Origin of the sequence: Bacillus thuringiensis (assembly GCF_001595725.1) — a bacterium.
Classification (GTDB): Bacteria; Bacillota; Bacilli; order Bacillales; family Bacillaceae_G; genus Bacillus_A; species Bacillus_A thuringiensis_K.
Window position 1 is genome coordinate 3,810,431 of record NZ_CP014282.1, and the last position, 18,849, is coordinate 3,829,279.

An 18,849-nucleotide genomic window follows, 5' to 3' on the forward strand; every position below is an offset into this window, starting at 1 on the left:
TTTTCACCTTTTCTCCTTTTCTTCATACGATACTAAAGAATGTAACGTATAGGTGGGGATACTATTATGATTGTAATAGGCCGTTCTATTGTACATCCTTATATTACAAATGAATATGAGCCATTTGCAGCAGAGAAACAACAAATTTTATCAATAATGGCAGGAAATCAAGAAGTTTATTCCTTCCGAACAGCTGATGAACTCAGCTTTGATCTCAATTTACGAGTTAATATTATTATCTCTTCACTAGAGCTTTTTCAAAGTGGTTTTCAGTTTCGTACATTTCAACAATCCTTTTGCAACCCCCAGTATTGGAAAAGAACATCCCTTGGAGGATTCGAGCTTCTTCCAAACATACCACCTTCTATTGCCATACAAGATATTTTCAAAAACGGAAAACTATATGGAACTGAATGCGCAACCGCTATGATCATTATTTTTTATAAAGCTTTACTATCATTGTATGAGGAAGAAACTTTCAATCGTCTATTTGCAAACCTTTTACTTTACACATGGGACTACGATCAAGATCTAAGACTCATAACAAAAAACGGTGGCGATCTTGTTCCAGGTGACCTCGTTTACTTTAAAAACCCACAAGTGAATCCAGCTACGATTGAGTGGCAAGGAGAAAACACAATCTATTTAGGAAATTTCTTTTTTTACGGACATGGCGTAGGTGTAAAAACAAAAGAAGAAATTATTTATTCATTAAATGAACGACGAGTTCCTTACGCTTTTATTTCAGCTTTCTTGACCGATACTATTACCCGTATCGATAGTCGTATAATGAGCCAATACGCTTCTTCTAGTACACCACAGACCTCCATAAGCTTTATTCCGATTAGGGATGATGCAATCGTTGCAACAGTTGGTCATACAACTACAATTTATTAAAAAAGCGCCTACACATGTAGGCGCTTTTTCTTATTATTAAGCTTTTGTATGTTCTTTATGGTCACATTCGCAATGAGATCCACATTTCCCGTATAGTACTGTTGATTTTTCATCTTCAAAATGTCCAATTGTTCCTTCACATACTTGGCATACGATTGTTCCCATTTTCATTTCCCCCTGAGTTTTAATAGTAATCTATTTATTTATCATTAAGCTTTCGCATTATCTTTTCTAGCACAGTCACAATTTGTTCCACATTTTCCGTAAAGTACTGTCGTTTTCTCATCTTCAAAATGTCCGATTGTTCCTTCACATACTTGGCATACGATTGTTCCCATTTTCATTTCCCCCTAAGTTTATGGTCCTAAAAACTTTTAGCTGTCCATTTCCTATCAATTATTGGGCTTTTGTATGCTCTATGTGATCACATCCGCAAGATCCACATTTCCCGTAAAGTACTGTTACTTTCTCATCTTCGAAGTGTGCAATTGTACCTTCACAATCTTGACATACGATTGTTCCCATTTTTCATTTCCCCCTAAGTTTATAATCCCAAAAACTTTTTGTAACCGCTTAACTTTCTGTCTTTATTTTAATATGTTATACTTTTTACGTCAATAGGTTTTTAGTATAACACATTAAATATTTTAAATTTAAATTAGTATGCAATATTCAAATGAAAAAACAGCCATATTTATAAGTACGACTGTTTCACATTAATTATTCTTCATATTCCGCATGTAAAGAAGTTGACGGAACTAGAAATTTGAAAAACTGAGCTAACTCCTTTGCTTCCTCTTCTGATCCTAATTTAAAAACCTCCTGTATATATTGAACATTCTCTACATCATCTCGTCCGAGTAAAGTAGACCTTCCTGTTTGCATACAAACAATGAGCGGCTTTCCAAAAAACATATTTGTATAAATAACACCAAAATCATAACGTGTATCATGTGTCATAAACCCTAAAAATCGTACCTTCACACTTTCATGCTCATCATACAATTTTTCAAACATTGGTTTCCACCTTTCTATATCACGTTTCATTACTAGTATATTAAACAAAACATGTAATACTCCTTTTAATTGTCAAAAAATTCAGTAGGATGTAGAATGATAGTATTCTACTAAGTTAGGGGGAACTTATATGCAACACGCCTTTATTACGCTTGTACCTAAATCCAACCAACAATCAGTTTCAATAGATGATATAAAACAACTTTTTCATTATTATAAAACAGTTACTTCTAAAACTGGTGCCCAAATTAATTACACGTATACAAATACCGCTTTTCCTTATGAAATTTTAGATACATCTACAACAACATTAAAACTTCAATCCAATCACGACCGCTATGACTCAATTTATATTGGTGTTGGTATAGAAAATGAACAATCTTTCATCCAAGTTTCTTTACCACCTAATGCAACATTTGGTGACAAAGGGAAAGCAAATGAATTTTGCCGTTTTTTAGCGAAGAAATTAGAAGGAGAGTTACAATTATTTAATGGAAGAACAATGTATTTTTATAAACGCTAATTTAAAAAATAGATAATATGATTAAAAATAGTATACAATTTGAACATGTAAGAAATAAAGCTTGCTTTCTCACGTGCAATACAAAATATGCTATTACATAGGCTAGATATAGGAATACGAAAAAAAGAATAACTTTATAATGAAACTTATCACCATTCGATAATGTTAATACAGTGGAAAAGCCACTCCATAGTAGTAAATGATAAAATATAACATGTAATATTTTCATGGAACCTTCTCCTTTGACATGCTCTATTTTATTAATATATGGGGTTAAGTTTGAATCAATTACATATTATAGGATGATATACATTACCTTTGAAGTAAGTTACGCCTGAATCATTTGTTAAAGTATTATATATTCATTCGACAAGTACGTTTAAAGACCTTGCAGGTCATTTGATGAAAATAAAAATAGCCCCTCTCTTACAATAAGAGAGGGGCTATTTACATTACTTAATTATTTTACAATGTGAATTGGCATTCCAAGAGCAACTTCAGCTGCTTCCATTGTGATTTCACCTAATGTTGGGTGAGCATGGATTGTTTGAGCGATATCTTCAGCTGTCATTCCAGCTTCGATAGCTAAACCAATCTCAGAGATAATATCAGAAGCACCTGCACCTGCAACTTGAGCACCTACAAGAAGACCATCTTCTTTACGTGTTACAAGTTGTAGGAAACCGTCAGTGCTGTTTAATGATAATGCACGACCGTTAGCAGCGAATGGGAACTTAGATACAGTTACAGTCATTCCAGCTTCTTCAGCTTGTTTTTTAGTGTAACCAACAGATGCTAATTCTGGATCAGTGAAGCATACTGCAGGAATTCCGATGTAATCGATAGCTGATGCATGGCCACTAATTGCTTCTACAGCTACTTTACCTTCGTAAGAAGCTTTGTGAGCTAATGGTGGTCCAGGAACGATATCACCGATTGCATAGATGTTTGGTACATTTGTACGACATTGCTCATCGATTTCGATGATGCCGCGGTCAGTCATTTTAACTCCAACTTGCTCAAGACCGATTTCTTGAGTGTTTGGACGACGACCTACAGTTACTAATACGTAATCTGCTTCTACAGTTTGGATTTCACCGTTAACTTCAAAGCTAACTTTTACGCCAGTTTCTGTTTCTTCAACGCCTTTAGCCATAGCTTTTGTATGGATATTTACGTTACCTTTTTTCTGTAGAGCACGTTTAACAACAGAGCTCATAGCTTTTTCGAAACCAGCTAAGATTTCGTCGCCAGCTTCTACTACAGTAACTTCTGTACCGAAGTTAGCATATGCAGTACCTAATTCCATACCGATGTAACCGCCGCCGATTACAACAAGTTTTTTAGGAATTTCAGGTAAGCTTAAAGCACCTGTAGAGTTGATAACACGTTTAGAGTATTTGAATCCTGGAATTTCGATTGGTGTAGAACCAGTTGCAAGAACAGCATTTTTAAACGTATAAGTTTGAGCTGCATCTTCAGTCATAACGCGTAATGTATTAGCATCTACGAAGTAAGCTTCACCGCGAATGATTTCAACTTTGTTACCTTTAAGAAGGCCTTCAACACCGCCAGTTAATTTCTTAACTACGCCGTTTTTCCATTCTTGAACTTTTGTAAAGTCAACTTTTACGTTTTCTGCAGTAATACCCATGTCATCAGAATGCATTGCATTCTCATAACGATGACCTGCATTGATTAACGCTTTTGAAGGAATACATCCAACGTTTAAGCATACGCCACCAAGGTTAGCTTTTTCAATGATTGCTACCTTTTGACCTAATTGTGCTGCACGAATTGCCGCAACGTATCCACCAGGACCTGCACCAACAACGACTGTATCTAATTCAATTGGGAAATCTCCTACTACCATTGTTATTACGCCTCCATTACTAATAATTGTGGGTCATTCAATAGACGTTTAATTTGGTTTAACGCTTTTTGAGCAGTTGCACCGTCAATTAAACGATGGTCAAAGCTTAGAGATAATGCTAATACTGGAGCTGCAACAATCTCACCGTTTTTCACAACTGGTTTTTCAGCGATACGGCCGATACCAAGGATTGCTACTTCTGGGTGGTTGATAACTGGAGTGAACCATTGTCCACCTGCAGAACCAATGTTTGTAATTGTGCAAGAAGCACCTTTCATTTCAGCTGGAGCTAGACGACCTTCACGTGCTTTACCAGCAAGATCATTGATCTCGTTAGAAATTGTGAAGATAGACTTACGATCTGTATCTTTAACAACTGGTACTAATAGACCTTTGTCTGTATCAGCTGCGATACCGATGTTGAAGTAATGTTTATGAACTACTTCTTGAGATGCATCATCTAAAGAAGTGTTTAACATTGGGTATTCACGTAATGCAGATGTTAAAGCTTTAACAACGTATGGAAGGTAAGTTAATTTAATACCTTTGTCAGCTGCTACTGCTTTGAACTTCTTACGGTGAGCAACAAGTTCTGTTACATCTACTTCGTCCATTAATGTTACGTGAGGAGCTGTGTGTTTAGAGTTAACCATTGCTTTCGCAATCGCTTTACGGATACCACTCATTTTCTCACGAGTTTCTGGATATTCACCAGCTGGGATTGGTTGTGCTTTTGGTGCTTCTTCTTTCGCTGCTGCTGGAGTAGCTTCTACTGCTGCTGGAGCCTCAGTTGCTGCTACAGTTTGTCCACCATTTGCAAATGCATCGATGTCAGCTTTTACGATACGGCCATTCTTACCAGTACCAGCTACTTTATGAATGTCTACACCTTTTTCACGAGCGTATTTACGAACAGATGGCATAGCGATTACGCGCTCATTTACTACTTCTGCAGTTGCTGCTGGAGTAGCTTCCGCTGCTGGAGCTTCTACTGCTGCTTCTTCAGCTTTTGGAGCTTCATCATGATCGTCACCTTTAAATTTAAGGTTTTCGTATCCAGGAGCATCAAATTTAATTAATGTATCTCCTACGATTGCAACTGTTCCTTCTTCTACAAGTACTTCAAGTACTTTACCTTTAACAGGAGAAGGGATTTCTACTACTGCTTTATCATTTTGTACTTCAAGAAGTACATCGTCTTCGTTTACTTCATCGCCTGGTTTAATAAACCATTTTACGATTTCACCTTCGTGGATACCTTCACCGATATCTGGTAGTTTAAATTCAAATGCCACGGAATTCAGCCCCCTGATTCATTTCATTATTATGGAATATGTACAAAAGAAACCAGCATGTGCTGATTTCTTTTGCACATGAAAAGCTAAAAATTAGAAGTTCATTACTTTGTTTACAGCTTCAACAATATCTTTGTGGTTTGGTAACCATACGCTCTCTGCTTGAGAGAATGGGAATACTGTATCAGCAGCTGCAACACGTACAACTGGAGCTTCTAAGTTTAAGATTGCACGGTCGTTAATTTCCGCTACAACGTTAGCTGCAATACCAGCTTGTTTTTGAGCTTCTTGAACTACAACTACGCGACCTGTTTTTTCAACAGAAGCGATGATTGTTTCGATATCTAATGGTTGAACTGTACGTAAGTCAACAACCTCTAAAGAGATACCTTCTTTTTCAAGTTCTTCAGCAGCTTTTAATGCAGCGTGAACCATAGCGCCGTAAGCGATAACAGATACATCTGTACCTTCACGTTTGATATCAGCTTTGCCTAAATCAATTGTGTAATCACCTTCTGGTACCTCTTGACGGAATGAACGGTACAATTTCATATGCTCTAAGTAGATAACTGGATCGTTGTCACGAATCGCAGAGATTAAAAGACCTTTAGCGTCGTATGGAGTAGATGGAATAACAACTTTTAGACCAGGTTGTTGAGCCACTAATCCTTCTAAGCTATCAGCATGTAGTTCAGGAGTATGAACACCACCACCGAATGGAGAACGAACTGTTACTGGAGCAGTCCAACGTCCACCAGAACGGTAACGCATACGAGCTAATTGACCAGAAATTGAATCCATTACTTCATAAACGAAACCGAAGAATTGGATTTCTGGAACTGGACGGAATCCTTCAAGTGCAAGACCAACTGCAAGTCCACCAATACCAGACTCTGCAAGTGGAGTATCCATTACACGATCTTCACCAAATTCAGCTTGTAAACCTTCAGTAGCACGGAATACACCGCCGTTTACACCAACGTCTTCACCAAATACAAGTACGTTAGGGTCATTTTTCATTTCAACGCGTAAAGCATCAGTGATTGCTTGAATCATTGTCATTTGAGCCATGGCTTACTTCGACTCCTTTTCTTTGTAGATTTCATATTGTTCAGCTAAGTTGTAAGGCATTTTTTCGTACATGATTTCCATTAAATCAGTTACTTTTTGTTTTGGAGCTTGGTCAGCCTTAGCAATTGCTTGTTTGATATCTTCTTTTGCTTCTTCGATTACTGTCTCTTCAACTTCTTGAGACCATAGGCCTTTAGCTTCTAAGAACTTACGGAAGCGTACGATTGGGTCTTTTTGTTCCCATTCGTTTTCGATATCTTTTGTACGGTAACGAGTTGGGTCATCACCAGCCATTGTATGTGGACCGTAACGGAATGTTAAAGTCTCGATTAAAGTAGGGCCTTCGCCATTTACTGCGCGCTCACGAGCGAAAGCAGTCGCTGCGTATACAGCTAGTGGATCCATACCGTCTACTTGAATTCCGTAAATACCTGCTGCTACTGCTTTTTGTGCTACAGTTTTAGCTGCAGATTGCTTTTCTACTGGAGTAGAGATTGCATAACGGTTGTTTTGAACAACGAAGATTGCTGGAGCTTTAAATGCACCTGCAAAGTTCATACCTTCGTAGAAGTCACCTTGTGAAGCACCACCGTCACCAGTGTAAGTAATTGCAACAGATTTTTTACCACGTAGTTTCATACCTAACGCAACACCAGCAGTTTGGATGATTTGCGCACCGATAATGATTTGTGGAGCTAATGCATTTACATTCTCAGGCATTTGGTTACCCATGAAGTGTCCACGAGAGAATAAGAATGCTTGGTATAATGGTAATCCGTGCCATACTAATTGTGGTACATCACGGTATCCTGGTAAGATGAAATCTTCTGCTTCAAGTGCGAAATGACTTGCTAATTGAGAAGCTTCTTGTCCAGCTGTAGGTGCGTAGAAACCTAAACGTCCTTGACGGTTTAAAGAAATAGAACGTTGATCTAATACGCGAGTATACACCATACGACGCATTAATTCTTTTAATTGATCATCAGATAATTCAGGCATAGCTGCTTCATTCACAACTTCACCGTTTTCATTTAAAATTTGTAATGTTTCAAATTGAGCTGCGATAGCTTTCATTTGCTCATCAACATTAAATAGGGTCTTTTTTGTTTTAGTACCCATTCCGTTCACCTCTTCCTCTCTTGAACCATATTCTGAAACGCTTTCACTGGCTATTTTCCAGTTTAAAAAGCGCAACGATGTAAACCAACATGTTTGTCTGTCGGTTGAGAATAATTTTGTGTACCTAACAATCTGTACTAATGTTTTTTCAGAAACATATTAATACAATCTTGATCACGTTTTTTAGTTTACAACTATTCTAATTACGATGTCAATTACTTTGAATACGTTTTTTTATAAATAATATGCAGGTTTCTACTACACAAACGTGTTTTTATTTTTTACATCTGTATTAGTAAGCATTGACCTACTGTTATATTATTCCCTTTTTCACTTATTTTTTCTCTTAGAATAATATGTAAACGATTTAATTCTCTTTAGTTTTTCTCTCTTCGTAACAAAAATATACAAACTACTCTTCCTTTTTTAGGTAAATACCTATACATTTCCACCCTCTCTTCCATACATTATAGTAACCGCAGTATTAGCGGGAAATGATAAAGGAGGTCATCTCATGTACGGATACTCATATTGCTATCCAACTTGTTCATATCCTTCCTACGGTTATGGCGGTTCTTGTGGCGGGTCTGGACGCGGCTTCGCCTTAATCGTTGTGTTGTTTATTCTTTTAATTATCGTTGGTGCTGCTTGCATTCGCTAATGTAAAACGAAACAACTATGGAAAGAAAAAGACGGCTTTGCCGTCTTTTTCTGTTTATCACATACATAAATACTCTATAATAGAACGATTTCCAAAATGCCTTCCCTTTCTTGCCGATGACTTTTTCCATCTCCTTTGGTAGACTAAAGAGGAAAGGAGAGATTACATATGCTTACAATGAAAGATGTTATTCGCGAAGGAGATCCTATTTTGCGCAACGTTGCAGAAGAGGTGTCATTACCGGCAAGCGAAGAAGATACAACTACCTTAAAAGAAATGATTGAATTCGTAATAAATAGCCAAGATCCTGAAATGGCTGAAAAATATAGTTTACGCCCTGGAATCGGATTAGCGGCTCCGCAAATCGGTGTTTCAAAAAAAATGATTGCAGTTCATGTAACCGATGCGGACGGTACATTATATAGCCATGCATTATTCAATCCAAAAATCATTAGCCATTCTGTTGAACGTACATATTTACAGGGTGGTGAAGGCTGTCTATCTGTAGACCGCGAAGTACCTGGTTATGTTCCTCGTTATACAAGAATTACAGTAAAAGCAACTTCTATTAACGGAGAAGAAGTAAAATTACGTTTAAAAGGTTTACCAGCAATCGTATTCCAGCACGAGATTGACCATTTAAATGGAGTTATGTTCTATGACCATATTAATAAAGAAAATCCTTTTGCCGCTCCTGATGATTCCAAACCTCTAGAGCGATAATAAAAAGGCGGAAGTTAACTTCCGCCTTTTTATTATGAAATGGGTTCCATATTCACTTACAGCAATCCAGCCCACTTTAGTCCATGATATATACCGTCTTCACTAACATCCTTTGTCACATGATTTGCAAGTTTTTTTAAGTCTTCATGGCCATTTCCCATCACAATACCTGTGCCAACGGCTTCGATCATTTCTAAATCATTTAAGCCATCTCCGAATGCATACACTTGATCACGATTAAAACCTAACTTTTCAATATATTTCTCAATTCCTTTTGCCTTAGAACCACCATTAGGAATGATGTCCATTGAATATGCATGCCAACGAATAAAATGAAAATCTGGATAATGATTAATAAACTTTTCCTCTTCATTTACTTCACAAAAAAGTAGTGTTTGATAAATATTACGTTCCTCATAAAAATTAGGCTCATATGCTGGATGCTCAAAGTTTAAGCTTCCGAAGCCTTCTTTCACATAATCATGATATTCCACTGATGCTCTCATATTTTGATGGTCAAGGTATACAAGTGGATATCCTTCTTGTTTTGCAAACTGAGTAAACTTATGTAAAGCATCTGGATGTAACGGATTATCAAATATTACCTCATCTTCAAAGACAACATATTGTCCATTAAAACTAACATAATTATGTATATCAAGTTCCTTGCGAATATCTTCGAACATAAATGGCGCGCGCCCTGTCGCAATTGCTACATGTACACCTTTCTCTTGTAACTGTTTTACTGCATCTCGTGTAGATTGTGGAATTTTTTTATCATGATCTAATAACGTTCCATCAATATCAAAAAAGACAATTTTATCATTCATTTGTCAAAATCCTTTCTGGCACTCTATATTCCTATTTTGAATATCACTTTTCAAATTCTAAAAAAAAGTATAACATATTAAACATCTGTGAAGAAAGCGTTCCCTTTCTGACCTTATTTGTAAACTTTGCATATATATATTAGTAAAACATGTGGATACTTGTTCGGATGAATTTTCTTTTCCATTCTTCCTCATACTATACCTATAACTAACGGCTACTAATCGTTACTATAGAATAACTTTCACTGTATGGGAAAGGACAAGATTCACCATTCACTTTTGTCCTATCTCTTATATCAGAGATAGAGTTTTCACTAGTAATAGGCATGTTTAAAATAAGGAAAGGAAGGAGTAATCATGCTGAAGAAGCTGAAGAAAAAGATCAAGCGTTATTTAAACGGTCTAGTCCGTAAAAAGACAATCGCTTAAATTATGCCCATTTAGGGCTTTTTCTTCATTCTCATTCGAAAAAACATGAAAATCGTGACTGTTTGCTTTATAATAAGTAACAGATAATGCAAAACATAGACAAGGAGAGGTTTTCCAAATGATTTTTAAAGTATTTTATCAAGAAAAATTAACTGAGGTTCCAGTACGTGAAAATACAAAAGTTTTATATTTAGAGGCTACGTCTGAAAAGGATGTTCGTACAAAATTAAATAAGTTCGCATATAATATCGAGTTTGTTCAGTCTGTTACTGGCGCTCATCTTGAATATGAAAAAGAAAACGCTGATTTAACATTAGCGGAAATCGTATAGCGATATGAAATTTCTAAAAAACGACCAAGTTGCTGTATTTGCTCTCGGTGGGCTTGGTGAAATCGGTAAAAATACATACGCTGTTCAATTTCAGGATGAAATTATTATAATTGATGCTGGAATTAAATTTCCAGAGGACGAACTTCTCGGAATCGATTATGTAATACCAGACTACACTTATTTTGTGCGAAACGAAGATAAAATTAAAGGGTTATTCATTACACATGGTCACGAAGATCATATCGGTGGAATCCCTTACCTATTACGTCAAGTGAACATTCCAATTTACGGTGGAAAATTAGCAATTGCGCTCATCAAAAACAAATTAGAAGAACACGGCTTACTTCGTAAAGCAAAACTTTACGAGATTCAAGAAGATGACGTTATTAAATTCAAAAAAACGTCTGTATCCTTCTTCCGTACAACTCACAGTATTCCAGATTCGTACGGCGTTGTTGTGAAAACACCTCAAGGTCAAGTTGTTCATACAGGTGACTTCAAATTTGACTTCACACCAGTTGGTGAACCAGCTGATTTAACGAAAATGGCTGAAATCGGTAAAGATGGCGTACTATGTCTATTATCTGATAGTACGAACAGTGAAGTTCCAAACTTTACTATGTCTGAGCGTCGCGTTGGTGATAGCATTCAAGACATTTTCCGTAAAGTAGAAGGACGGATTATATTCGCAACCTTTGCATCAAATATTCACCGCTTACAACAAGTTGTTGAAGCTGCTGTTGAAAACAACCGTAAAGTAGCTGTGTTTGGTCGAAGTATGGAAGCAGCGATTGAAATTGGACAAAACCTTGGTTATATTCGTTGCCCGAAAGATACATTCATAGATGCATCTCAACTAAACCGCTTACCAGCTAATAAAGTTGTTATTTTATGTACAGGTAGTCAAGGTGAACCGATGGCAGCACTTTCACGTATTGCAAACGGTACACACCGCCAAATTCAAATTATTCCTGGAGATACAGTTGTTTTCTCTTCTTCACCAATTCCAGGAAATACAATTAGCGTAAGTCGTACAATTAACATGTTGTACCGCGCTGGCGCTGATGTAATTCACGGTAAACTTTCAAATATCCATACAAGTGGACACGGTGGACAAGAAGAACAAAAGTTAATGTTACGTCTAATTAAACCGAAGTACTTCATGCCAATTCATGGTGAATATCGTATGCAACGTATGCACATGAACATAGCAAATGATTGTGGCATCCCTGAAGAAAATTGCTTCATTATGGATAATGGCGATGTTCTTGCTTTACGTTCGGATGAAGCTAGCGTAGCTGGAAAAATCCCATCTGGTTCGGTCTACATTGATGGAAACGGTATTGGAGATATTGGCAATATCGTATTACGAGATCGTCGTATCCTTTCTGAAGAAGGACTTGTAATTGTAGTTGTAAGCATTGATATGAAAGAATTTAAAGTTGCAGCAGGACCTGATATCATCTCACGCGGTTTCGTTTACATGCGTGAAAGCAGCGATTTAATCAATGATGCACAAACATTAATTACAACTCATTTAGAAAAAGTAATGGAGCGTAAAACAACACAATGGTCTGAAATTAAAAATGAAATTACAGACACATTAGCCCCATTCCTATATGAGAAAACGAAACGCCGTCCAATGATTTTACCAATCATTATGGAAATATAAGAAAAAGGACAATGCCATGAAGGCATTGTCCTTTTCTTTTCTCTTATCTTAAAAAGTGTTTAAATCGATCCACTTCATCGTCATGACCAATGACAATTAATATATCTCCTGCTTGAATACTCTCCGTAGCTCGAGGGGATACGATAACTTCTTTACCTCGTTTAATTGCTACAATATTCAATCCAAACTTCGCACGAATATCTAATTCAATTAAAGAGTGCCCATCAATTTTTTTATTCGCAATAATCTCTACAATACTATGCTCATCTGAAAGCTCAAGGTAGTCTAACACATTGCTTGATGCAATATTATTAGCAATCCTTTTTCCCATATCACGTTCTGGATGCACAATATGATCTGCACCTATTTTACTTAACACTTTTTCATGATAATCATTTTGAGCTTTTACAGTAATATTTTTTACACCCAGCTCTTTCAAAATCAAAGTCGTTAAAATACTTGAATTTAAATTATCTCCAATAGCAACGACTACGTGATCAAAATTTCGAATACCGAGGCTTTTTAATACCATCTCATCTGTTGAATCTGCAATTACAGCATGCGAAGCTATATTTGCAAATTCATTAATTTTATCCTCATCTGAATCGATTGCCATTACTTCCATACCTAATTGAGCTAGTTCTCGGCAAATACTTCCACCAAAGCGACCAAGTCCAATGACAGCAAATTCTTTTTCTTTCTCACCCACAGGAATTCCTCCAATAACTTCAAGTACTATTTATTTTCAGTGTAACACACTTTATATGCGTCACAAAAACTGTAATTAGCTCTTATTTTTGTTTTTGTATATAAAAATATTGTTGCAAGTAAAAAGCGATACCAACAAGTAACATAGCAAATACAAATATATTTCCAAACGAACTAAATGTTTCAAAAACGAATAATAATGTTTCTTGACCAAAAAAGGCAAATAGAAGCTGTGTGAAGGCAAATAATAATGCCCATATGTAATGATGTTGATGGAATAAATAATGCGTTGCACCTAAAAAAGCAATAAATGAAAAGATAAAGATCCACCAGTTTTCTAAAAATAGTTGCCAATTAAAAAATTGATATCCATTTACTAATATCGCAATAAGCGCGATAACTGCCATCGTCGGCACACTCCAAAATAATGCCCGTCCTCTAAAGAAACGAGTGCCTTTAACGTCTCCTTTTTCATGTGCAATATATGTTAGTACTACTGTGCTTATATACAAAACAGAAAGAATTGTTAAAACGATAATGAGCCAAAAATGTAATTGATAATATTCATGCTCTATATTTGTCACGATTGCAGCTAACATGCACGGAATTAACATTCCCGTCCAACCATCTACTTTTCTTTCATTCCAAAAGACCGTATTACCAATCCTTATTCCTAACAACATAAAAATAATGATACCCAATACAAATAACGTAGTTTTATTCCCTACTAAACTCGTTGAGAAAGCAATTAATCCAATAAATAAAAAGAGCACAAACCCATTCATAATTTCTAGTACAGGTGATAAATATCTCTTTACCCATTTGTATGTTTCGTCATATTCATTATTATCTACTAGACGATAGGCATAAAAACTTATCCCAAAATAAACCGCCGCAATAATAACATACGCATATAAGACGAAACATAAAATCGCACTGCTAATTTGCACGTAATTCCCCACCCTTTTTTCTATGTTTCACATTGATTTTACACACTTTTCATACTAAAAGTAAACATATATAAGTTAGTCAGATAATTAATAATGAGCAGTGGCTAAAACCCCCTGCTCATTATTAAAACAGTACAATTAACTTTAATTCTTTTATTTGTATGTAAATGTCTAAAATCAATCTATACGAGCGTTACTTACACCTCAAAACAAAAAGTTTTTTGGAACCTTCATGAAAGCGGAAGTTTTATTTTCTATTCCCTTTCCACTTTACATATTGGCTTAGAAATGTAATTGCCTTTTCAATCACTTCTTCGTCTGGTTTTAATTTTGCATGATGTAAACCATATTCTGAATTTACTCCAAGCCAAAACATAAATCCAGGGATTTCTCGAAGCATATAACCAAAATCTTCACCTGTCATTGCCTCAGTACATGTAATAACATTCATATCAGTTTGTTTATGTACAAATTGCATAAACTCTCTCGTTAACTCTTCATGGTTATATACTTGATGATACATTGCTCCGTAATCTATAATCGCCTCACACTGGAAAGAAGCTTCGATACCTGCAACAATTGCCTCAATTCTGCTTTTCACACGCTTCATTGATTCCACTGATAATGTTCGAATCGTTCCTTCTAAACGAGATTTTTCTGCAATAATATTTTGAACCGTACCACCTGTAATTTTCCCGATTGTAATTACTGCACTATCAAGAGGATTTACATTGCGACTAATAACAGATTGAAGCTGTGTAACAAGATGACTCGCTGCAACAATCATGTCATTTGCAGTATGCGGATAGGCAGCATGGCCACCTTTTCCTTTTAAATCAATATATAATTCTGAAGTATTGGCAAATAACAGTCCTTCTTTCGTTGCAATTGTCCCTACAGCGTATTCTGGTGCAATATGAAGACCAAGAATTATATTTGGTTTCCATTCTTTTAACTCTTCACTTTCTAACATAGGAAGAGCACCGCCTGGTCCTTCTTCTGCTGGCTGGAATAGAAATACAAGGTCATCATCTATTCTTTCGCTCACAGCTTTCGTTAGAAGGCCTAAACCGATCGCTGTATGTACATCATGGCCACATGCATGCATCATTCCTTCATGAATAGAAGCAAACTTGTATCCAGTTTCCTCTGTAATTGGTAAACCGTCTATATCTGCACGATAACCTATTATTTTTTCGGGTTTTTTTCCATTTACTTTAACGATTACACCCGTTTTCCATGTCTTCACTTCCACAAATTCATGAGAAAGTGTTCCTATATAATCTAAAATATACTGTTGCGTTTTCCATTCCTTAAATCCGATTTCTGGAATTCTATGTAGATCTCTACGAATTTGGACAAATTTGCTTACTGTCATTTTTGCACCTCTATCTATAAAAAGCGTAAGAGCCCATTTACGCTCTTACGCTTTTTTACTTTTTATTTCTCTGGGTTTAATTGACGAAGCTCTTGTTTAATTTCTGTTTTTGCTTTTGTCTTCTCATCAATTTCTTTAATTACACGTGCTGGAGTACCTGCAACAACTGTGTATGGAGGCACATCTTCTGTTACAACAGCTCCCGCTGCCACAACTGCACCTTTACCTACTGTAACACCCTCTAAAACAACTACGTTTGCACCGATTACTACATCATCTTCAACGATAACTGGTTTTGCAGAAGGTGGCTCAATAACACCTGCAAGTACAGCACCTGCACCTACGTGACAGTTTTTACCGACTGTTGCACGTCCACCAAGTACTGCGTTCATGTCGATCATAGAACCTTCACCAATTACAGCACCAATGTTAATTGTTGCATTCATCATAATTACAGCGTTGTCACCAATTTCAACATGGTCACGAATAATAGCACCTGGCTCGATGCGAGCTTTAATACCTTTTAAATCAAGCATTGGGATTGCAGAATTACGACGATCGTTTTCTACAACGTAGTCAACGATGTGCTTATTATTCTCATCAAGAATTGTCTTAATTTCAGACCATTCTCCGAATAATACACCTGATTTTTTATTCACAAATGCTTGTACTGTTTCAGGGAATGTTACTTCTTTTAAATCCCCTTTTATGTATACCTTTACAGGAGTTTTCTTTTCACTTTTTTGAATAAACGAAATAATTTCGTTAGCGTCCATCATTTTCATTCTTGTTGCCTCCTAAATCCATTTATAATGTTACTCTACCAAACGAAAGAGCGAGTAGCAAGATAATAATCTTATTTTTCTCTTTGAATTTCTTCTATAATTTCTAAAAATGCTTGTACTTGTTTCAACTGCCTTGCCGAGTCACTTGTTAACAACCATGTTTCTCTCGTCAGTTGAACAGGTGTTTTATACATATTTTCCTGTACTTCCTTTAAAACAGTAGAAGGTAAAAGGGCATAACCTATACCATTTAAAACAAGTTGTTTACATGTTTCAATTTGGTCAACTACAATCGTTCGCTTAGGCGGATTAGAAAATAAACCATACCACCAATTTTGTATTTGTCCATAATAAGTCGAATCACTTTTAAATTGAATGAACGGCCTATTTGTTTCTTTTAACATCGAAATATCTTTTATTTCTTTATCAACTAAATACAGTTCATCTTCAAATAATTGTTGCTTCTGACCTTTATATTCTTGTGTTCCCCTCAGTATAGCAACATGAACGTCTCCTTCATAAAACTGCTTTTGCACTTCACTACTCCATCCAGTAAACAGCGATATCTTTACAGAAGGATATTTATGCACAAACTTTTTCAAAACAGGAGGGAGCCAATATTGACCAATAACTGATGCAACAGCTATTTTTAACGTTCCATGAGTTTCCGTTCTAAAAACAGCTAGCTCACTTTTTATATCTTCTTCCCTTTGCAACATTTCTTTAGCATAATTTGCTACTTTTTCCCCTTCAGGTGTAATTGTCAATCCTTTTTGTGAGCGAATAAAAAACTTCATTCCCCATTGTTTCTCCATAGATTGTAATCGTTGACTCAGCGCAGGTTGGGAAACAAATAAACGTTCCGCCGCTTTTCTCATATTTGATTCCTGAGCTAACACAACCATCATTTGAAAATCATCAATTTGCAACTTTCTCCCTCTTTCCTTAGCTTCCATACACCTTATTTCAATAAGCTTTTCATCCTTAATTTAGCCGAATGCTTTCATTCAGAAAATACAATTTCCGAGCGCAAACTTCCTTATGTTTTATGTCTTTTTAAATATAATACATACACAAGTGATATGCACGAAAAAAAAAGTGACTTCTTCGTTTCTATGAAGTCACTTTTCTCACGTTATCGATTATGTTGCCTTACTTTCTTATTCAACAATTTTAAAATAGCCCGACGTGTTAAAATCCCCTCAAAATAGCCTTCTTCATTAACAGCACAAATAAAAGGATGATCAATTGTCATTTCTAAAGCTTTTGCAAATGAATCTTCTAATTTAAGAACAGGTATATCTTCCTTCATCACCTGCTCTACTTTCATATCATCAAGTCTTTCAAACTCAATACGCTCTAATCCTAACATACCATCTAATATCATGGCAGTACTAATCAAACCATGTAGTTTATACATTGGATCTAAGACAGGTATCGCCGAATATCCAGATTTCACAAGAACGAGTAAAGCATGTTCTAAACTATTTCCAATTTGGACATGAGCTACTTTTTCCGATGAAATCATTAAATCCTTCACAAGAATTTGTTGAAATTCGTCTTTCGGAATACTAATCATATTACATCCCCCATTTTCCCTTTTTCCTGCTTATGTTCACAACTCTATTCACATTTTATGACAGCGTTTTCATATTATTATTTTGTCCGAAATTTATTTTAATAAAAATACAATCACACAGCTATTTTAGCATACAGTACAAAAAAAAGACTACCATTCCGGTAGCGCTTAATACCCTTTATTTTTTAATCTGTAAAATAACCTTGTGATTTTTTTATATTGCATCACATCTGTCTGTTTCAAACCATTCTCAATATCTGTAAGTTCCACAGCTAAAATTTCACTTGCATAATTTTGCTGAAATAAAATATCTAGTAGCAAACTTTCTTCTTCCTTCGTTAAAACAACTTCCCTTTGCATATACCCCTCTCCTTACACTCGCATCGTTACTCTTATTATATAAAAAATTCAACCTATTTAATAGATGTAATATTCAGTTTTTACTAAAAGATATGTAGCAATCGTAAATAGACAAAAAATCATTTCGTATATCGATTTGCATAGCTAAATGCCGCATAAGCATCCGGCTTAATTTTTGCAGTTAATCCCATCGCTCGAATTTTTTCTGTCATATCTAAAATAAATTCTTTTGTTAAACCATCATTCCCAATGTCTAAATGAATTTCCATTATGAATCCAGCCCCATCTTGAGCATAAGGGTGCAATAACTCCCATATTGTTTGTATATGAGTAGGCGTAAATAGACATGCGATTTCTTGACTAAACTGTGTTTCTAAATATATTTTCTCACGTAAGGTTGTTGGCTTATCTTTTACTGATCTATGGTGTAAACAACCCCAGGCACCTTTTCCAACACGATGAATATGGATTGCTGTAATAAACCTCGTATCCTTTTGATGGGCTTGCGAGTCTGTCCCAATGGATAATCGATATAAATTTCGTGGATCCTTTTCAATGAAACTACAAATACGGTTAAAAACCATATCGAAATTTAAATGTCTCTCTGAAACATTGTAAAATTTATGTGCACCGTCCATAGAGTCACGT

General features: G+C 35.9%; 24 protein-coding genes. 6 read left to right on the top strand and 18 right to left on the bottom strand.

Annotated features, from left to right (window positions below; genetic code table 11):
- Positions 1-66 precede the first annotated feature (66 nt).
- Positions 67-897 carry a protein-glutamine gamma-glutamyltransferase gene (locus tag AXW78_RS18815; RefSeq protein WP_000635343.1) on the top strand — a complete coding sequence of 277 codons (831 nt, stop codon included), beginning with the start codon at positions 67-69 and terminating at the stop codon, positions 895-897.
- A 36-nt stretch (positions 898-933) separates the two neighbouring features.
- On the opposite strand, the gene AXW78_RS18820 is transcribed toward AXW78_RS18815, so the two are convergent.
- From AXW78_RS18820 to AXW78_RS18835, 4 genes are all read right to left on the bottom strand, one after another.
- Positions 934-1,062, bottom strand: coding sequence for a GapA-binding peptide SR1P (locus AXW78_RS18820; RefSeq protein ID WP_000536796.1), 129 nt, complete (start codon positions 1,060-1,062; stop codon positions 934-936).
- A gap of 44 nt (positions 1,063-1,106) precedes the next feature.
- The gene (locus AXW78_RS18825; protein WP_000536803.1) at positions 1,107-1,235 is read right to left on the bottom strand and encodes a GapA-binding peptide SR1P; all 129 of its coding nucleotides are present in this window, start codon (positions 1,233-1,235) and stop codon (positions 1,107-1,109) included.
- Between the two features lie 58 nt (positions 1,236-1,293).
- Positions 1,294-1,422 carry a GapA-binding peptide SR1P gene (locus AXW78_RS18830; protein ID WP_044790724.1) on the bottom strand — a complete coding sequence of 43 codons (129 nt, stop codon included), beginning with the start codon at positions 1,420-1,422 and terminating at the stop codon, positions 1,294-1,296.
- Positions 1,423-1,617: 195 nt separating this feature from the next.
- Positions 1,618-1,914, bottom strand: a complete 297-nt coding sequence (locus AXW78_RS18835; RefSeq protein WP_046946427.1) for a DUF3055 domain-containing protein — start codon at positions 1,912-1,914, stop codon at positions 1,618-1,620.
- Positions 1,915-2,044: 130 nt separating this feature from the next.
- Between AXW78_RS18835 and AXW78_RS18840 the strand changes: the two genes are divergently transcribed.
- Positions 2,045-2,437: a DUF1885 family protein gene (locus AXW78_RS18840; protein WP_001163299.1), complete on the top strand. Its 393-nt coding sequence runs from the start codon at positions 2,045-2,047 to the stop codon at positions 2,435-2,437.
- Between the two features lies 1 nt (position 2,438).
- Here AXW78_RS18840 and AXW78_RS18845 read toward each other — a convergent pair whose 3' ends face one another.
- The 5 genes from AXW78_RS18845 to pdhA all read right to left on the bottom strand — a co-directional run bounded on the left by AXW78_RS18845 (position 2,439) and on the right by pdhA (position 7,795).
- Positions 2,439-2,666 carry a hypothetical protein gene (locus AXW78_RS18845; RefSeq protein ID WP_000697469.1) on the bottom strand — a complete coding sequence of 76 codons (228 nt, stop codon included), beginning with the start codon at positions 2,664-2,666 and terminating at the stop codon, positions 2,439-2,441.
- A 231-nt stretch (positions 2,667-2,897) separates the two neighbouring features.
- Positions 2,898-4,310, bottom strand: coding sequence for a dihydrolipoyl dehydrogenase (gene lpdA / locus AXW78_RS18850; RefSeq protein ID WP_000260108.1), 1,413 nt, complete (start codon positions 4,308-4,310; stop codon positions 2,898-2,900).
- A 5-nt stretch (positions 4,311-4,315) separates the two neighbouring features.
- Positions 4,316-5,605: a pyruvate dehydrogenase complex dihydrolipoyllysine-residue acetyltransferase gene (pdhC, locus tag AXW78_RS18855; RefSeq protein WP_000863419.1), complete on the bottom strand. Its 1,290-nt coding sequence runs from the start codon at positions 5,603-5,605 to the stop codon at positions 4,316-4,318.
- Between the two features lie 93 nt (positions 5,606-5,698).
- Positions 5,699-6,676, bottom strand: coding sequence for a pyruvate dehydrogenase complex E1 component subunit beta (pdhB, locus tag AXW78_RS18860; RefSeq protein WP_000068168.1), 978 nt, complete (start codon positions 6,674-6,676; stop codon positions 5,699-5,701).
- A 3-nt stretch (positions 6,677-6,679) separates the two neighbouring features.
- The gene (gene pdhA, locus AXW78_RS18865) at positions 6,680-7,795 is read right to left on the bottom strand and encodes a pyruvate dehydrogenase E1 component subunit alpha (protein ID WP_000536895.1); all 1,116 of its coding nucleotides are present in this window, start codon (positions 7,793-7,795) and stop codon (positions 6,680-6,682) included.
- A 514-nt stretch (positions 7,796-8,309) separates the two neighbouring features.
- Between pdhA and AXW78_RS18870 the strand changes: the two genes are divergently transcribed.
- Complete coding sequence (locus AXW78_RS18870) at positions 8,310-8,456, top strand: YjcZ family sporulation protein (RefSeq protein ID WP_000274562.1); 147 nt, start codon at positions 8,310-8,312, stop codon at positions 8,454-8,456.
- A 168-nt stretch (positions 8,457-8,624) separates the two neighbouring features.
- Complete coding sequence (gene def / locus AXW78_RS18875) at positions 8,625-9,179, top strand: peptide deformylase (RefSeq protein ID WP_000957048.1); 555 nt, start codon at positions 8,625-8,627, stop codon at positions 9,177-9,179.
- 56 nt (positions 9,180-9,235) lie between these two features.
- Here the strand turns inward: def and AXW78_RS18880 are convergent, their stop codons facing one another.
- A complete protein-coding gene (locus AXW78_RS18880; protein WP_000998267.1) occupies positions 9,236-10,009 on the bottom strand; it encodes a Cof-type HAD-IIB family hydrolase in 774 nt (257 codons plus the stop codon).
- A gap of 547 nt (positions 10,010-10,556) precedes the next feature.
- On the opposite strand from AXW78_RS18880, the gene AXW78_RS18885 reads away from it, so the two are divergent.
- The gene (locus AXW78_RS18885) at positions 10,557-10,769 is read left to right on the top strand and encodes a DNA-dependent RNA polymerase subunit epsilon (RefSeq protein WP_000576435.1); all 213 of its coding nucleotides are present in this window, start codon (positions 10,557-10,559) and stop codon (positions 10,767-10,769) included.
- A gap of 4 nt (positions 10,770-10,773) precedes the next feature.
- Complete coding sequence (rnjA, locus tag AXW78_RS18890) at positions 10,774-12,441, top strand: ribonuclease J1 (protein ID WP_000670377.1); 1,668 nt, start codon at positions 10,774-10,776, stop codon at positions 12,439-12,441.
- 43 nt (positions 12,442-12,484) lie between these two features.
- Here the strand turns inward: rnjA and AXW78_RS18895 are convergent, their stop codons facing one another.
- The 8 genes from AXW78_RS18895 to AXW78_RS18930 all read right to left on the bottom strand — a co-directional run bounded on the left by AXW78_RS18895 (position 12,485) and on the right by AXW78_RS18930 (position 18,839).
- Positions 12,485-13,150 (bottom strand): potassium channel family protein, encoded by a 666-nt coding sequence (locus AXW78_RS18895; RefSeq protein WP_000504034.1) that lies wholly within the window; start codon positions 13,148-13,150, stop codon positions 12,485-12,487.
- An 82-nt stretch (positions 13,151-13,232) separates the two neighbouring features.
- A complete protein-coding gene (locus tag AXW78_RS18900; protein ID WP_001167319.1) occupies positions 13,233-14,099 on the bottom strand; it encodes a hypothetical protein in 867 nt (288 codons plus the stop codon).
- Positions 14,100-14,346: 247 nt separating this feature from the next.
- Entirely contained in the window at positions 14,347-15,477 is a 1,131-nt protein-coding gene (locus AXW78_RS18905) for an N-acetyldiaminopimelate deacetylase (protein ID WP_000218669.1), read from the bottom strand.
- Positions 15,478-15,539: 62 nt separating this feature from the next.
- Positions 15,540-16,262: a 2,3,4,5-tetrahydropyridine-2,6-dicarboxylate N-acetyltransferase gene (gene dapD / locus AXW78_RS18910; RefSeq protein WP_000783241.1), complete on the bottom strand. Its 723-nt coding sequence runs from the start codon at positions 16,260-16,262 to the stop codon at positions 15,540-15,542.
- Between the two features lie 71 nt (positions 16,263-16,333).
- The gene (locus AXW78_RS18915) at positions 16,334-17,218 is read right to left on the bottom strand and encodes a transcriptional regulator CcpC (protein WP_001987174.1); all 885 of its coding nucleotides are present in this window, start codon (positions 17,216-17,218) and stop codon (positions 16,334-16,336) included.
- A gap of 179 nt (positions 17,219-17,397) precedes the next feature.
- A complete protein-coding gene (cbpB, locus tag AXW78_RS18920) occupies positions 17,398-17,841 on the bottom strand; it encodes a cyclic-di-AMP-binding protein CbpB (protein ID WP_000623581.1) in 444 nt (147 codons plus the stop codon).
- 168 nt (positions 17,842-18,009) lie between these two features.
- The gene (gene abbA / locus AXW78_RS18925; protein ID WP_001188692.1) at positions 18,010-18,201 is read right to left on the bottom strand and encodes an antirepressor AbbA; all 192 of its coding nucleotides are present in this window, start codon (positions 18,199-18,201) and stop codon (positions 18,010-18,012) included.
- A 119-nt stretch (positions 18,202-18,320) separates the two neighbouring features.
- Positions 18,321-18,839, bottom strand: a complete 519-nt coding sequence (locus AXW78_RS18930) for a ribonuclease H-like YkuK family protein (protein WP_000348491.1) — start codon at positions 18,837-18,839, stop codon at positions 18,321-18,323.
- Positions 18,840-18,849 lie beyond the last annotated feature (10 nt).

Coding starts and splice junctions, on each gene's coding strand:
- AXW78_RS18905 (WP_000218669.1), bottom strand. CDS start 15,477: ATGACAGTAAGCAAATTTGTCCAAATTCGTAGAGATCTACATAGAATT.
- AXW78_RS18870 (WP_000274562.1), top strand. CDS start 8,310: ATGTACGGATACTCATATTGCTATCCAACTTGTTCATATCCTTCCTAC.
- AXW78_RS18815 (WP_000635343.1), top strand. CDS start 67: ATGATTGTAATAGGCCGTTCTATTGTACATCCTTATATTACAAATGAA.
- AXW78_RS18915 (WP_001987174.1), bottom strand. CDS start 17,218: ATGGAAGCTAAGGAAAGAGGGAGAAAGTTGCAAATTGATGATTTTCAA.
- AXW78_RS18825 (WP_000536803.1), bottom strand. CDS start 1,235: ATGGGAACAATCGTATGCCAAGTATGTGAAGGAACAATCGGACATTTT.
- pdhB (WP_000068168.1), bottom strand. CDS start 6,676: ATGGCTCAAATGACAATGATTCAAGCAATCACTGATGCTTTACGCGTT.
- AXW78_RS18845 (WP_000697469.1), bottom strand. CDS start 2,666: ATGAAAATATTACATGTTATATTTTATCATTTACTACTATGGAGTGGC.
- pdhA (WP_000536895.1), bottom strand. CDS start 7,795: ATGGGTACTAAAACAAAAAAGACCCTATTTAATGTTGATGAGCAAATG.
- AXW78_RS18880 (WP_000998267.1), bottom strand. CDS start 10,009: ATGAATGATAAAATTGTCTTTTTTGATATTGATGGAACGTTATTAGAT.
- AXW78_RS18820 (WP_000536796.1), bottom strand. CDS start 1,062: ATGGGAACAATCGTATGCCAAGTATGTGAAGGAACAATTGGACATTTT.
- def (WP_000957048.1), top strand. CDS start 8,625: ATGCTTACAATGAAAGATGTTATTCGCGAAGGAGATCCTATTTTGCGC.
- abbA (WP_001188692.1), bottom strand. CDS start 18,201: ATGCAAAGGGAAGTTGTTTTAACGAAGGAAGAAGAAAGTTTGCTACTA.
- lpdA (WP_000260108.1), bottom strand. CDS start 4,310: ATGGTAGTAGGAGATTTCCCAATTGAATTAGATACAGTCGTTGTTGGT.
- cbpB (WP_000623581.1), bottom strand. CDS start 17,841: ATGATTAGTATTCCGAAAGACGAATTTCAACAAATTCTTGTGAAGGAT.
- AXW78_RS18930 (WP_000348491.1), bottom strand. CDS start 18,839: ATGGACGGTGCACATAAATTTTACAATGTTTCAGAGAGACATTTAAAT.
- rnjA (WP_000670377.1), top strand. CDS start 10,774: ATGAAATTTCTAAAAAACGACCAAGTTGCTGTATTTGCTCTCGGTGGG.
- AXW78_RS18830 (WP_044790724.1), bottom strand. CDS start 1,422: ATGGGAACAATCGTATGTCAAGATTGTGAAGGTACAATTGCACACTTC.
- AXW78_RS18840 (WP_001163299.1), top strand. CDS start 2,045: ATGCAACACGCCTTTATTACGCTTGTACCTAAATCCAACCAACAATCA.
- dapD (WP_000783241.1), bottom strand. CDS start 16,262: ATGAAAATGATGGACGCTAACGAAATTATTTCGTTTATTCAAAAAAGT.
- AXW78_RS18885 (WP_000576435.1), top strand. CDS start 10,557: ATGATTTTTAAAGTATTTTATCAAGAAAAATTAACTGAGGTTCCAGTA.
- AXW78_RS18835 (WP_046946427.1), bottom strand. CDS start 1,914: ATGTTTGAAAAATTGTATGATGAGCATGAAAGTGTGAAGGTACGATTT.